Origin of the sequence: Tautonia marina (assembly GCF_009177065.1) — a bacterium.
Taxonomy (GTDB): domain Bacteria; phylum Planctomycetota; class Planctomycetia; order Isosphaerales; family Isosphaeraceae; genus Tautonia; species Tautonia marina.
This window is the reverse complement of record NZ_WEZF01000007.1, coordinates 145,662-159,955: the sequence shown is the minus strand read 5'-3', so window position 1 is coordinate 159,955 and position 14,294 is coordinate 145,662. Positions and strand designations below refer to the sequence as shown.

The window sequence follows — 14,294 nt, the reverse complement described above, 5'->3', positions numbered from 1 at the left end:
CAAGAAGAAAGCGTTAATCCGTCGTCGCGGCCGGAGTTGTCTCAGCCGACTCACGGGCATGGCTCGGTGCATCGGCCATCTTGGCAGATCTGCCACTGCTGATCGATCGGATCACCACGTAGAAGACGGGCGTCAACAGAACCCCGAAGACCGTCACGCCCAACATCCCCGAGAAGACGGCTGTGCCAAGCGCCTGTCGCATCTCTGCCCCTGCTCCCTCGGCCCGGACCAGGGGAACCACGCCGAGAATGAAGGCGAACGAAGTCATCAGGATCGGCCGAAGCCGCAAGACTGAGGCCAGCACCGCCGCCTCGCGCCGAGGATGGCCCTCCTGCTCCTTCTCGCGCGCAAATTCAACGATCAGAATGGCATTCTTGCATGCAAGAGCAACGAGTACGACGAAGCCGATTTGCGTAAAAATGTTGTTGTCCATCCCTCTCAGAAAAATTCCCGCGATGGCGCAGAGCAAGCACATGGGCACGATCAGGATGATCGACATCGGCAAGCTCCAGCTCTCGTACTGGAAGGCCAGTACAAGAAACACGCAGAGCACGCAGAACGGGAAGACAAAGAGCGCCGTGTTACCTTCGAGCTTCTGAAGCAAGGTCAACTCGGTCCATTCCGTGCTCATGCCTCGGGGCAGCTCCTTTTCGGCAAGCTGTTCCATCAAGGAGACCACCTGGCCCGAGCTGGCTCCCGGAGCGGGAGCCCCGACCACCGAAGCCGACGGGAACATGTTGTAGCGCTCGATGATCGTCGGGGCGCCGATCTCCCGAACCGACACCACCGCGCCCAGGGGAACCATCCGGCCGTCGGCCCCTCGGGTCTTGAGCTGGGCGATCTGATCGGGCCGCAGTCGGTAGGGAGAATCAGCCTGGATGTTCACCTGCCAGTTCCGGCCGAATCGCGTGAACTGATTCACGTAAAGCGATCCGAGCTGAATCTGAAGCGTCTCGAAGATGCTGTTGAGCGGGACGCCCATCGACCGGGCCATGTCGCGGTCGATGTCGATAAAATACTGCGGCACATCGGCCCGGTAGCTGGAGAACAGACCCCCGATCATCGGCTGGGCCTTTCCGGTGTCGATCAGGTTCGCGACCGTCCCCTGAAGCATGTCGGAGCCAAGGTCGGCGCGGTCCTGCACCATGAGCTTGAATCCGCCGACACTGCCCAGGCCATCGACCGGAGGAGCACCGAAGACGCTGACGATCGCCTCCTGTTCCTCGCTCGACTTCACGGCAAAGGTGCGCAGGACGGCGTTGGCTCCGAGTTCCTCGCGACCGGCTCGCTCCTCGAAGGGTTCGAGAACCACGAACATCGAGCCGATGTTCGAGGCATTCGTGCCGTTCAAGGCAGAGTAACCGACCATGTCGATCGTGTGAGCGACGCCGGGAATGTTCCGGGCGATCTCTGAGAGACGCTGGATCACCGCCTCGGTACGCTCAAGCGAACTGGCATCGGGAAGTTGCGCGTTGACGACAAGATACCCCTTGTCTTGCGACGGGATGAAGCCGACCGGCACGGTCCGGAATCCGGCGAAGGTCAGGCCAAGCAATCCGACGTAGGCGATCAGGACGATCACCGAGACGCGAATCAACCCCGAAACCAGTCGGCCGTAGATCGTTGTGGCGACATCAAAGACCGTGTTGAACCCGGCAAAGAAAAGGGCTAACAGGCGGTCGATCACAAGCCCAAGGAACCACCCTCCAACCGCCCCGCCCAGCGCGGCGGCGCTTCGGGCGATCCACTCCCTCGACTCCTCCAGGCCCAGGGCCGAGGCAATCCCCGCCCCGAGCATCACATCGGCGAGAAATGCGAAGGCGACGACATAGGCGAGGCGGGGTAAGGCCCAGGATCGTTCGGTGGTCGGTCCGTGGTCATGCGGCTTGAGCAGGATGGCACACAGCGCCGGGCTGAGCGTCAGCGAGTTGATCGACGAGATGACGGTCGAAACCGCGATCGTCAGGGCAAACTGCTGGTAGAATCGTCCCGAGATCCCGCTGATAAACGCCACCGGCACGAAGACGGCGAGCATGACGAACGTCGTGGCGATGATCGGGCCAATCACCTCGCGCATCGCCTTTGAGGTGGCATCACGAGGCTTCAGGCCGAGCGCCAGGTTGCGCTCGACGTTTTCGACAACGACGATGGCATCGTCCACCACAATGCCGATCGCCAGCACCAGTCCGAATAGTGACAGGTTATTGAGTGAAAATCCGAACAAGGCCATGAACATGAACGTGCCGATCAAGGACACCGGCACGGCGATCAAGGGAATGATCGTCGCCCGCCAGTTTTGCAAGAAGATCAGGACGACCAGGAAGACCAGGGCGAAGGCTTCAAAGAGGGTGTGGACGACACTTGTGATGGACTCCTCGATGAACTGAGTCGTGTCGTAGACGATCCGGTATTCCAGGCCGGGGGGGAAAATGGAGTTCTGCAGCTCGGCCATTCGATCGTAGATTCCCTGCGTCGTCTCGACTGCGTTCGAGCCGGGAAGCTGGAAGACGGCCAGGGTGATGGTTGGTGTGCCATCAAGATAGGTGTTCACATCGTAGCTGCGAGCCCCCAGCTCAATCCGGGCCACGTCTCGCAGCCGCGACACGCGGCCATCATCGCCGGTCTTGACGATGATCTGTCCGAACTCCTCGGCTTCGAGCAGTCGTCCCTGGGTACTGAGGGTGTACTGAAAGCCGATATCGGCCGGGGCGGGCTGCTGGCCGAGGCGACCGGCGGCGACCTGGACGTTCTGCTCCCGGATCGCGTTGGCCACGTCTGAGGCGGTCAGGTCAAGCGAGGCGAGGCGGTCGGGATCGAGCCAGACTCGCATGCTGTATTCCCGCTCGCCGAGGAAGGCCACGTCGCCGACCCCGGGAAGCCGGGCCAGCTCGTCTCGGATCTGAAGCGAGGCGAAGTTGCTGAGGTAAAGCTGGTCGTACCGCGCATCGGGAGAGATGAGGTTGACGCAAAGGGTGATCGACGGTGACTTCTTCTTGGTCGTCACGCCGATCCGCTTGACTTCCTCCGGCAGCTTGGCCTCGGCCGTGCTGACGCGGTTCTGAGTCAAAACCTGAGCGGTATCCAGATCCGTGCCAACCTCGAACGTGACGTTCAAAAGGTACTGACCATCGGAGGTCGAAGTGGAGGACATGTAGAGCATGTCTTCCACGCCGTTGACCTCTTTCTCGATCTCCGAGGCGACGGTATCGGCCACCGTTTGCGCATTGGCTCCCGGAAAACTCGCCGTGACGGAGACGGTCGGTGGCGTGATCTCCGGATACTGAGCGATGGGCAAACCAATCAGGGCGATTCCGCCGAACAGCACCGTGAGGATTGAAATGACTGCCGCGGCAATGGGCCGCTTGATAAAAAACTCGGTAAACACGTGCGGCAGTCCTCAAGGGGCGTCAGGATCGGGAGTCGATTCGGACGCGGGATCGACCTCAGCGTTGGGGCTGGTGCTGGTATCGGTCTCGTCGGTTGTGGGGGGCAACTCCGGCTCATCCATTCCCGCAGCCTCGGTGATGCCGATGGTGGGCAGGTTGGGGACTTCGAGATCGGCCGATTCCTCTGAGGCCACGGCCAGGGCTTCCTCGGTTCCGGGAGGCATGGGCATGGGAACGTCTCGGGGTTCGACGACGATCCCCTCGCGGACTCGCTGGATGCCGGTCACGATCACGCGGTCATCGGCCGTAAGTCCCTCGGTCACGACGGCCATCCCGCTGACGACCGGGCCGAGCCCAACCAGCCGACGCTCGACCCGATTCTCGTCATCCACCACATAGGCAAAGCGAATTCCCTGATCCGAGCCGAGTGCCGACTCGGCAATCAGGATGGCGTCCTCGGGCTTGCCGAGGGGAATCCGAACCCTTGCGAACAGCCCCGGAGAGAGCAGTTGGTTCGGGTTGGGGAAGACCCCCCGGGCTCGAAGGGTGCCGGTATTCGGATCGATTCGGTTGTCGGCAAAGTCGAGAATCCCGACGTGCGGGTAGCCTGGTTCGACGGCCAGGCCCATCTCGACCGGAACCATCGCTTCCCGAATGCGGGTGGCGTCGAGTTCCTCTCCCCGGCGCTCTGAGGCGTTTTTCCGGTATCGAAGCAAGGCTCGCTCATCCACGTCGAAGTCGACGAACATGGGATCAACCGAGACAATCGTTGTCAGCAGGTTGTCGTCGGTCTTGCCGACGGTGATCAGGTTGCCGACATCAACCATGTGCGCTCCGGTTTGCCCTGTGATGGGAGAGGTGACCTCCGTGAAGCTCAGGTCGAGTCGGGCACGGCGGAGCTCCGCCTCGGCCCCTTTGGCCTCGGCCACGGCCACGTCGTAGGCGGCGGCAGCGCGGTCGAAATCCTGGCGACTGCCGACGTCGCGCTGGGCAAGTGTTCGGTAACGATCACGCTCTACGGCGGCCAGTCGAGTGCGGGCCTTGGCCTGTTCGACTCTGGCCTCGGCCAGGGCGACGGCGTCTTCATACTCTCGCGGATCAATCACAAACAAAACCTGGCCTGCCTCGACCAGATCGCCAGCCTCGAAGCGGATCTCTTTCAGATAGCCCTGGACGCGAGCCCGGATCTCGACCGTCGAAACCGCTCGCGTCCGTCCGGTGTACGTGTCGTAGTCAACCACGGGCTGAACCAAAGGTCGGCTGACCGAGACAACCGGAGGCCCGGTCTCAACAACCGAGGGCTCGGCACGTTCGCAACCGGTCAGGGCCGCGCAGACAATCGTCGGAGCGGTCAAGGCCAACGCTCGGCCGAGGGATGGGGCGAACCGGATCATGGTGTCGAGGAGCTCCGAGAATGGGGTGAAGAATCAACCCCGAGCAATCGTGTTGATCGGAATTATCCTACGGGTTGCGTCCCGTTCTCGTCGACCCTGTCCTGACGGTGCGCTCTCTCAGTGCCCCGGAACGAAATCCAATCCGAGACCTTTCAAGATAAAGAACCCCCTGTCACTCGGGCTCTTTCCAAACGGCCAGGGGAGAACCGATCTTCGATCGCTTGGAGCAATCACCGGAGCAGACCCCAAAGTCGCTCGAACTCGCGGACAAAGGAGGTGACGAGCCCGGCTTCGTTGGTGATGATGAAGTTCTCGAAGTTATGTTCGGCCGCCCCCCGAGTCCAGTTGTAGCTTCCGGTTAACAAGGTCGTTCGGTCGAAGACGGCGAACTTGTGGTGCATGTGGTTCGGGTCACGGTCGGTGTGCAGTGAGATTCCGGCGCGGCGCAGTTCCCGGATGTCTGAGCCGGTGTCGTGTGCCTTCTCATCATCACTGATGACCCGCAGGGAGACCCCTCGCCGGTGGGCGTCGAGCATGGCCGACGCGATCCGGTCGTCGGTGATCGTGAAGACGCAAACGTCTACCGAATGCCGGGCTCGGTTGAACAGACCGGCGATGGCCCGAGGGCCGGAGTCACCGGGGGTAAAGTAGGCGGCCGATTCCGCCGGGGCATCGCGTGCTGACGCGGCTCGGTGGGCCAGCAGCTTCTCGATCCCTTCCAGCCAGTCGAGAATCTCCGGACCTCCGCCGTCTGATTGGGCGCGGCGGGCCAGGGCGAACGCTCGACTTCGCCAGAAGGCTTCGTCGGCGGGATCGGCATTCTGCTCGTCGAGCAGTTTGTCAATCGCCTGTCGCTCGGATCGGGAGAGCCGGAAATCGTCGAGGGTCTGGCCCAGCAGGGCGTCGATGCGATCGGCATTGGGCATCGGTGCGGCTCGTCGGCTTGCAGTGGGCCGGTCGGGGGTGTTATGATGCCTCGTTCCGGCCCGGATCGAAGGCGCCTCAGAACCAATATCGTGCCCCCCGACCTCGGGAGGAAGGGGGTTGGGAGTTGTTCCGATGTCGATGGACAAAAGCTTGAAGAAGGCCAGCGGCCTTTCCCGTCAGCGTAACGTGCAAACCCGAGCCGAGCGACTGGCGATCCTCCAGGAAGACGGCCGTTGGGACCACGATCACCCGGTCTACGGACTTCCGAAGACACGCCACCGCGATCTGGCCGCCGGTCAGTCGGGGCCGAAGCGACCGGAAAGCGGTCAGGACTGAGGGAGGAGTTCCCTCAACCCGTCTCTCCGCTGACGCGTCTCGAATCTGTGCTTAGCGATCGTCCGGCAAGGCATTTAACTCGCTGGCGAGTTGAAAGTCTCGATCGGTCAGCCCGCCCTCGTCTCGGCTGTTGACCTCGATCCGTACCGTGCGATAGCTGAGCACGATCTCCGGGTAATGCTTGAGCCGATCCGCCACGGCCCAGGCCTGGTTGGTGAAGTCGAGCCCGCGTCGGCCTGATGCAAACTGCCAGGTGCGGACGAGCATGTCGCCGACATGCTCCCAGCCCGGAATCGTTGCGATCCGAACCTGGATCTCGTCGTCGTGGAGCTTCTTCATGGCTCGCCCCTCGCGGATCGGATTCGGAGCGATTGCGATGCTCCCGACGAGCCTAAACTCGGCGGGATTCCGGTCCAAATCGATCGAATCCTGATTATCCCCCGCGCTGGCAGAGAGGGCAAGGGGCCCCTCTTGGGCCTCCCTCGAAGCTGCGGAGGATCCGGGCGAAATCCAGGCATCATCGACACTCCCCCAGAAGCGATTCGCTGGGCCATCCCTCAATCTTCAGCGGGCTGTGTTCGGGCGCGGATCGCTGTCTCCTGCAACCCCGAATCCGCCCTGATCGGCCCCGGGAGGGCCGTCGCATGACCCTGGCTCTGGCCCTCTCTTGCCTTGCGATTGTCGTTGTCAGTCTGCTCGGCGGATTGCTCCCGCTCATCGCGACGCTGACGCATACGCGGCTTCAACTCTATCTGAGCTTCGCCGCCGGGACGATGCTCGGCGCGGCCTTTTTTCACATGATGCCCGAGGCCGTCGCGCTCGGATCGGCGGGAACGCTCCGATGGGCCGCCGCGGGGCTGACCGCCCTGTTCCTGCTCGAACGCTTCTTCTCGTTCCACCAGCATGAGGCTCCCGACGCGACCGATTCGTGCGGGCATCCACACGATCACGAGCCTGGCCGTGATTCAAATCACGGTCGGTTCGAATCGCCAACCCTGAACTGGGCGGCGGCGGTCATCGGCCTGGCCGTTCATAGCCTGATCGGTGGGGTCGCCCTGGCCAGTGCGGTCGTGGCCGATTTTGAGACGAAAGGAGCCTTCGGCGCAGCAAGTTGGGGAGTCTTGCTGGCGACGATCGTTCATAAACCCGCCGATGCACTGACGGTCATCAGCCTGATGCTCCGGGCCCGCACCACTCCGGCGATGGCCCATCTGGTGAACTTCGGCTTCTCTCTGATGATTCCGATTGGCGTGGCCTTGTTCCTGATCGGCGTCTTGCTGCTCGATGCACCAAGGTCGGGGATCGTGACCGCGTCTGCCCTGGCCTTCTCGGCCGGAACCTTTCTGTGCATTGCCCTGAGCGACCTGCTGCCCGAACTGCATTTTCACTCGCACGACCGTACGAAGCTCTCCGTCGCCTTTCTGCTCGGCCTGGGGCTGATGTTCCTGTCGTCGTTCGGCGAGTCGGAGCATGCCCACTCGGCGAATGATCACGACACTCACGATCACGCCATTCAGGCAGAGGGTTCCTGACCCTTCGTCGCGTCGTCCAGTGATCGGGGCTTCCCTCCCAGGTCTTGAGAGTTTTCATGGGGTTTTCTGAGCGAACCGCGAGGGATTGCGATACACTCGATTCCCTTCACCCCGAATGCTGAGCCCGGCGAGAGACCCCGACCTCGAAACCTGGAATGAGATTCTGGAGTACCCTCAGCCAAAGGAGGGACCCTCGCTCATGACTGGACGATTGGAAAAACATCGACGAACCCTTGAGGCCGTAGGTCTCCTGGGAGTGATGCTGACGGCGTGCGGCGTTGCGGGTTCCGCCGTTCACGAATCACAAGCACCCCGAACTCTTGCGACCGAGGTCCGGGGACTGGACGGAACTCCCCTGAGTCTGCACGCTCCGGACGGTGGAGTCCTGGCGGTGGTCTTCCTCTGGACCCCTTGTCCAAACTCGAACCAGTACAGTCCAACGCTCAACCGGATCGCCGCGCAAATCGACTCCGATCGCGTGCGGTTCATCGGCCTATTCGTCGATGCCGACCTCACTGATGCCCAGGTCGATACCCATGCGAAGGAGTTCGCCCTGAAATTCCCAATCGGCCGCCTCGGTGCGGGCCGCCTCGCCCGGGAACTGGGGGTCGAGACGGTCCCTTCGGCCGTCGTCCTCGATGATCAAGGAGCCGTCCGATATCAGGGACGAATCAACGACCAGTTCTACGATCTTGGACGACGCAGGCAGGTCGTCCGCTCGGAAGACCTGCTCGACGCGATTGCCGCCGTCCTGGCCGGTGATCCGGTGCGAACACCCCGTACCGAAGCCATCGGCTGTACCTTGCCTGACTTCGGCGAGGACTCGTCGTAAGCCCCGGACGGAGCCCTGTCCGATTTCCCGAGTGAGCGAATCCCTTCCGACCTTCCTCCAGCGTTTCTCCAACCAATCGGAGCCCCGATACGATGGGAATGCCGTCTCGCCCCCGAAGTTCGATCGCAGGAACAAGCCTCTTTGCCGTAACCTTCCTTGGCCTTTCGACCGGCTATGCCTACCTCGATCCCGAGGGGCTCGATCGCTTCCTTGGAGGAGGAGCCGGTCAGCCATTGTGCAGCGCGTCTGGCTCCTTGCCTTGCTCCGACACCATGCCGGCCGCTCCGTGCCCCTTGCTCCTCGTCGACGAGGAAGCCGATGCCTGCGTAATGCCCGGTGGCGAGACCACGCCAGATCATGCGACGGTCCCCGCCACCGATGCGCCGTTGCTCGACTGCTGCAAGGGGAGTGTGAGCCGGGGGGCCTTGCTCCGCGCATCCACCTCTGTCGCCACGCCGGACACTCCGAAAGGGCCCGAGTCCCCGTCCCTTGAGGATGAAGCGACCCCGAGTGCCCCGAACGAGGCTCCGGCCCCGCACTCGGACACTCAGGAGTGATCGCAGATCTTCGGATCAAGTGCCTTGTGAGTCGGGAGGCACTGCTGCCTCCCGACTCACAAGGCCAGGTGTCACCTGATGGGTGATCAGTTCATTTCCGGTTCCAGCGGCCCGGCGAGTTCTTGAAGGAAGAACAGGCGGCCCGGCAGGGTGGGCATGAACGAGCTGGGAATCCAGGGGTCGGGGCCGTAGCGCAGGGTCATCCAGAGGCTCATCCCCTGCCACTGCATCCCCCGGCCGAGGATGCCGTCGCAGCCACCGATGATGTGGTCGGCCTGGAGGAACAGACCCGGGCCGATCGTATTGGCGAAGGCCGGTACCAGCGTCGTCCGGCTCTTGAAGCTGGTCAGGGCGTTTTGCTCGATCGTGAGCGGGTGGAGCCGCGCACCGATCCGGTGCGTCTGGGCCTTCCAGGTCTCGACGTCGGGATACTCGCAAGCGAAATGCGGTTCCCAGAACGCAATGTGGCAGACGCGGCCGATGCCGAAAATCACGACCAGCTCCGCCCCCCCTTTCTTCAGGTCGGCGATCCGGTCGCCGTACTCAGGGAGCCGGTCCGCCGTGGCAAACCAGCGATGCTCCTTCGGCACGCTCGCCGAACCGAGCGGGCCGTAGAAGGCGGCCTCCATCGCGTTCGTGAACGCGCCGGGATCGTTGCCCGGCAGCGTGTTGCCGGAGGCATCCGACCATTCGTCCATGTTGAATCCGTGGACGTGATCGGCCGAGACGCCCCACTCCTTCAGGAAGTAGACGGCCCAGCGATACATCCCCATCGGGCCGACGGGGAGGATCATGGCCAGCTCTCGCCCCTGCGTGCGGGCGTCCCTGATTTTCTTGGCGATCTCGTGACCCATCATCACGTCGAAGTCTTCGACCGTTTTGCAGGGGATCGGTTCGAAGCGCTCGTTCCAGAACGCCTGGCGTTCCGTGACCGAGGCCGCGGGATGCGAGCAACAGGCGTCAATCTTCGCGAGGTCCCAGCCGGAAGGGAGGAACCCTTCCATCATCGATCCGGCAAGGGTGGTCAGTAGGTTCATGCGCGGGCGGGCTCCATCAAAAAGGGAGGAATCGGATTCTTGGATCAAATTAATCGAGCGGCTCAAGGACCAGGTTGCGGAATCGGACCTCCATCGGCCCTCCCGAGTGCAATTGCAGCGCAAAGATGCCCCGGCGGCTTCCTTCAGGATCATCGAGGTCAACGCATGGCTTGCCGTTGATCGAGGTTGTGATCTTCGATCCTCGGGCGATGATCTCGTACGTATTCCACTCGCCGAGCTTCACGTGAGCATCTCCCGGTGTGTCCCAGAGCAAGCCTCGACCGTGCTCCTCGTACAGCTTGCCCCACCAGCCAGCGCCGATGTCGGCCTGGTAGCCCTTCACTTCTCCTTCGGGCAGGGGTTCGCTTCGGAACTGAATGCCGCTGTTCTCGGCGTTCGGGGTGAGCTTGACCTCCAAGGTGAGTCGGAAATCCCCCGCGACCAGTTCGCTCCTGAGAAACTCATTGCGCCTCAAGCCATCGGTCTTGCCGACGATTTCGCCGTTCTCGACGCTCCACAACGCTGGATTGCCGACCCAGCCGGTCAGATCCTCACCATTGAAAATCATTTGCGCCGTGTCTTGCGTGAGCAGGACCGGCACCTGCGAGGGACTGGCCAGATAGGCCACGAGCGATCGGATCTCGTGATTCGAGACGTTCGCCCAGAGGTCATCGGGCATCATCGACAGGTCGCTGAGCTGGCGCTCCTCGACCTCGTCCTGGGGTATCGTGATCGTCTCATTCGCGGTCAAGAGCGTGATGGCATCCTCACTCTCACCTTTGATGATGCCCGTGAGGATGCGCCCATCGCTCGTGGCCACCAGATGGGCTTGATAATCCTTGCCGATCAGGGCCGAGGGGTCGAGCACGTTCGAAAGGATGTAATCGAGATCTGCCCGGTTCGATCCTGTCAGCTCGGGACCAACATTCCCCCCCTGCTCGAACAGCACGTGACATTGTGCGCACGTCTTCACAAACACAGCGCGGCCGAGGGCCACATCCGGCTCATGTTCGGGCGAGGAGGTGAGCATCCCCTTGAACGTAGCGATCCGTTCGGCCCGGTCGGCGGGGGTGTCGCGGACGGTGCCCCAGACCTCGGCGATCTTTGCGGTCACGGCCTCATCGTCGAGGTTGCGGAGCTGGCGCACCAGATCGGCCGACAGGTCACTCCCGGCCACGGTCCCCTGCCCCACCGCGTCGAGCAACGCTCGGGCGTAGAACGGCCGCGAGGCAAGCGTGTTCAAAGCGTCTCGCTTCTCGGCGAGCGGCAAGTCAGGATACACCTCCAGGACCGACTCGGGCGTCTCCACATCGTCGAAGTCCGCCAGCGCTCGCAGCGCCGGCCCCCTCACCGCCGGGTCCCCAATCAGGTGGCGAAGCTGTCCCGCCAGGCCCGGTGCTCGGGCACGTCGGAGGGCCTCAAGCGCCTCGCGCCGGAGGTCCGGATCGGCCGCCCGATCCGTCACCAGGTCGAGTAGGACATCCCGCGCCGACGCATCGCCGAAGGTCAGGGCCAGGGCGGTCCCCTGCGATCGGAGGTCGGCGTCTCCCTCGTCGAGCAGTGTTCGGAAGACTGCTGGCCATCGCTCGGGCATCGGCACCTGACGCCGACCTCTCAGTGCCTCGTTGATTCCGCCCAGGATCGTCTTCCTTGCTCCCATCGACTCGGCCGAGGCCAGGCCGTCGACGAGCATCGCAATCGCCTCATTCGTCCCGATGGCTCCGATCCGCCGAACCGTGAACTCCAGGAGTCTCGGGATCGGCGAGCGGGACGCCAGGCTCAGGGCCCGGCCCGGATCGCTCGCCGCCGCCGGTTCGAGGGCGTACCAGAGCATGAGCGGGATGTTGTGGTCGTCGGCGTCCTCGGCGTGGGTTGTCAGCGCTTCAAGGATGTCCCAGCGGGCAGGCAAATCGACGGGCATCCGCTGGAGGGCCGAGGCGAGTTCGAGGCGGACGACAGGGGAGGGATCTGACTTCGCCAACTCAACGAAGGTGGCGAGGGTTGCATCCGAGGGGGCCCTGTCCTCCATCGTAAGGCGGATCGTCCAGGAGCGAACGTGGGGACCCTCATCCGTGAGGCCTCGACGAATATGAGCTTCGTCTAGTCCGCCAGTCGTGTGCAGCAGCCAGAGACACCGGAGGCGGACCGACTCGGCGAGCTGATGGAAGATCTGCGCATGCTTGACGCCACCACCAATGCCTTCAAGTACCCCGGGTGGCAGCTCTTCCTTCAACGCGGGCGACATGCCCCGCTCTTGCAGGAGGCGGCGAGCGTGTGTGAATGCCCAGGGATTGCTCAGGTGCTCGGTAAACGACCACGCCCCATTTTTGACGATCGGCCGGACCTGGAGCGCGTGGGAGGACAGCTCGACCTCTCCCAGGGCGCGGAGATCGACGGCCTCAGCCGGTGCCTGATCGCCATACGAGACCTTGAAGATTCGTCCCTTGCTCCTGTCATGAACACTCGCGTTTGGGACGTGGCACTGCTGGAGGTCGTACCAGTCGATCATCCAGACGTTCCCGTCCGGCCCTTGCTTGAACGCGAGGATCTGAGAGGCGCGGTCGTTGGCCAGGAGGAAGTCGGGGGCGTGGCGGCCGATGAACCCGGAGCCAGAGGGCTCGGCGAGGTCGCGGTTCAGTCGGGCGCCGTGGATATTGTTCATCAGGAGCGAGCCGCGGTACTCCTCGGGCCAGGCGTCCCCCTGATAGATGAGAAGGCCGGAATGGGCGTGGCCGCCGCCGGCGGCGTCAGACCGGTCGTTGCCGGAGTGCGGCGTGCGGCCGAGGTAGTGGACATGATCGCCGATCGTCTTGATGTCGTCGTACGTGTACGGGTTGAAGTGCTGCCCCGCCTGCCGCTGATAACGCCCGCCGGGGATCATGTGGTAGAGGTGAGGAATCACGCAGGCGGTGATGAAGCAATTGCCATACTGGTCGAAGTCGACCCCCCAGGGGTTGCTCGTGCCGTGGGCGAAAACCTCGAACTCGTGCTTCGTCGGGTGGTAACGCCAGACACCGGCGTTGATCGGGATGCGTTCCTCATCAGGAGTTCCCGGCTTGCCGACCTTTGAATGCGTGAACACGCCGTGGCAGCCGTAGAGCCAGCCGTCGGGGCCCCAGGTGAAGCTGTTGAGCGTCTCGTGCGTGTCCTGCAAGCCCCAGCCGTCGAGCAGGACGACCGGCTCACCGTCGGGCACGTCGTCGCCGTTCCGGTCGGGAATGAACAGCAACTCCGGAGCAGCCCCGACCCACACGCCACCGAAGCCCAGTTCCAGGCCGGTCGCCATGTTCAGGCCTTCATGGAAGACCTTCCGCGAATCGAACCGCCCGTCGCCGTCTTCGTCCTCGAAGATGAGGATGCGGTCCTTCCCCTCCCCTTCCGGAGCCTTGAACGGATACGTGTGATTTTCGAGGACCCACACACGCCCCCGATCGTCAATCGCCAGCGCGATCGGCCGCACCACATCCGGCTCTCCCGCGGCGAGCGTGACGCGGAAGCCTTCCGGGACCGTCATCGCCGCGGCCGATTCCTCGGGAGTCAGACCGGCGTGGGCAATCTGGTCCTGCGGAGGAAGCGGGTCCCGCGCGGGGACGTTCGGGCGCTCCTCGTGCAAGCGAAAGTCATCGAAGTTCAGGTGACCCCAGCCGCCGGACACGTCATCGACGAGGCGAATCTGAATGCGTTCCCCCTGATGCTTCGACAGGTCCACCACCACCCGGCTCATGTCCTCGGCATTCTCGCCCGTGGCCTCGGCGATGACCCGTTCCGAGTCGGCTAGCCGAAGCTCCACCCGAGTCCCCCGGTGCGCCCCTCCCCCGAGCAGGAAGCTGGCAAATGGCTGCGAGACGACAAAGGGAACCGACGTAAGCGTCCCCTTCGGCTCATCCCCGGATCGCTCGAACGTGCCGACCCAGAAGCGGCCCGCGTGGTTGCTCACCATGTCCGACCGGCGGGCGGAGACGGTGTCCCCCTCGATCGGCTGGTCGCGGAAGGCGTCCCCCTCGGCGATCCAGTCATCGAGCGTGCCGGTCTCGAAGCCAAGATTCAGGGGTCGGCCGTCGGCGTCGCTCGGCACCACGCCGCCGAGGGGCTTCGCCTCCTCCTGCGCCATCACCGGCAAGGCCGGCAGCACGCCGGCAAGCACCGCGCAAATCAACGGAAAACCGAGTCGTGAACACGTCATGGCGCGTCTCGTTTCGCAGGTCACAGGGGAGAGGGCGAGACCCCGCGTGCGTCCGGGCATGATGGATCACCATACCAGTGATCGCCCCGCCGCTCAATTCGGTGGCTTGC

The 14,294-nt window shown here is 63.4% G+C and carries 10 protein-coding genes; 4 read left to right on the top strand and 6 right to left on the bottom strand.

Going from position 1 to position 14,294, the window contains the following annotated elements; translation table 11 throughout:
- Positions 1-13 precede the first annotated feature (13 nt).
- The 3 genes from GA615_RS10725 to GA615_RS10715 form a co-directional block, all read right to left on the bottom strand.
- A complete protein-coding gene (locus GA615_RS10725; RefSeq protein WP_161602273.1) occupies positions 14-3,385 on the bottom strand; it encodes an efflux RND transporter permease subunit in 3,372 nt (1,123 codons plus the stop codon).
- Between the two features lie 12 nt (positions 3,386-3,397).
- Positions 3,398-4,780, bottom strand: a complete 1,383-nt coding sequence (locus GA615_RS10720; RefSeq protein WP_152051288.1) for an efflux RND transporter periplasmic adaptor subunit — start codon at positions 4,778-4,780, stop codon at positions 3,398-3,400.
- 230 nt (positions 4,781-5,010) lie between these two features.
- Positions 5,011-5,706: a phospholipase D-like domain-containing protein gene (locus GA615_RS10715; RefSeq protein ID WP_152051287.1), complete on the bottom strand. Its 696-nt coding sequence runs from the start codon at positions 5,704-5,706 to the stop codon at positions 5,011-5,013.
- A 133-nt stretch (positions 5,707-5,839) separates the two neighbouring features.
- Between GA615_RS10715 and GA615_RS10710 the strand changes: the two genes are divergently transcribed.
- Entirely contained in the window at positions 5,840-6,043 is a 204-nt protein-coding gene (locus GA615_RS10710; protein ID WP_152051286.1) for a small basic protein, read from the top strand.
- Between the two features lie 51 nt (positions 6,044-6,094).
- Here the strand turns inward: GA615_RS10710 and GA615_RS10705 are convergent, their stop codons facing one another.
- On the bottom strand, positions 6,095-6,382 hold the full coding sequence (locus GA615_RS10705; RefSeq protein WP_152051285.1) for a 4a-hydroxytetrahydrobiopterin dehydratase: 288 nt from the start codon (positions 6,380-6,382) through the stop codon (positions 6,095-6,097).
- Between the two features lie 305 nt (positions 6,383-6,687).
- Here GA615_RS10705 and GA615_RS10700 point away from each other — a divergent pair, with 305 nt between their 5' ends.
- The 3 genes from GA615_RS10700 to GA615_RS10690 all read left to right on the top strand — a co-directional run bounded on the left by GA615_RS10700 (position 6,688) and on the right by GA615_RS10690 (position 8,964).
- Complete coding sequence (locus tag GA615_RS10700) at positions 6,688-7,575, top strand: ZIP family metal transporter (RefSeq protein ID WP_152051284.1); 888 nt, start codon at positions 6,688-6,690, stop codon at positions 7,573-7,575.
- Positions 7,576-7,774: 199 nt separating this feature from the next.
- Complete coding sequence (locus GA615_RS10695) at positions 7,775-8,407, top strand: redoxin family protein (RefSeq protein WP_161602272.1); 633 nt, start codon at positions 7,775-7,777, stop codon at positions 8,405-8,407.
- Between the two features lie 92 nt (positions 8,408-8,499).
- The gene (locus tag GA615_RS10690) at positions 8,500-8,964 is read left to right on the top strand and encodes a hypothetical protein (RefSeq protein WP_152051282.1); all 465 of its coding nucleotides are present in this window, start codon (positions 8,500-8,502) and stop codon (positions 8,962-8,964) included.
- 86 nt (positions 8,965-9,050) lie between these two features.
- Here GA615_RS10690 and GA615_RS10685 read toward each other — a convergent pair whose 3' ends face one another.
- The gene (locus tag GA615_RS10685) at positions 9,051-10,001 is read right to left on the bottom strand and encodes a 6-phosphogluconolactonase (protein ID WP_152051281.1); all 951 of its coding nucleotides are present in this window, start codon (positions 9,999-10,001) and stop codon (positions 9,051-9,053) included.
- A gap of 49 nt (positions 10,002-10,050) precedes the next feature.
- Positions 10,051-14,184, bottom strand: a complete 4,134-nt coding sequence (locus GA615_RS10680) for a PVC-type heme-binding CxxCH protein (protein WP_152051280.1) — start codon at positions 14,182-14,184, stop codon at positions 10,051-10,053.
- Positions 14,185-14,294: the final 110 nt, after the last annotated feature.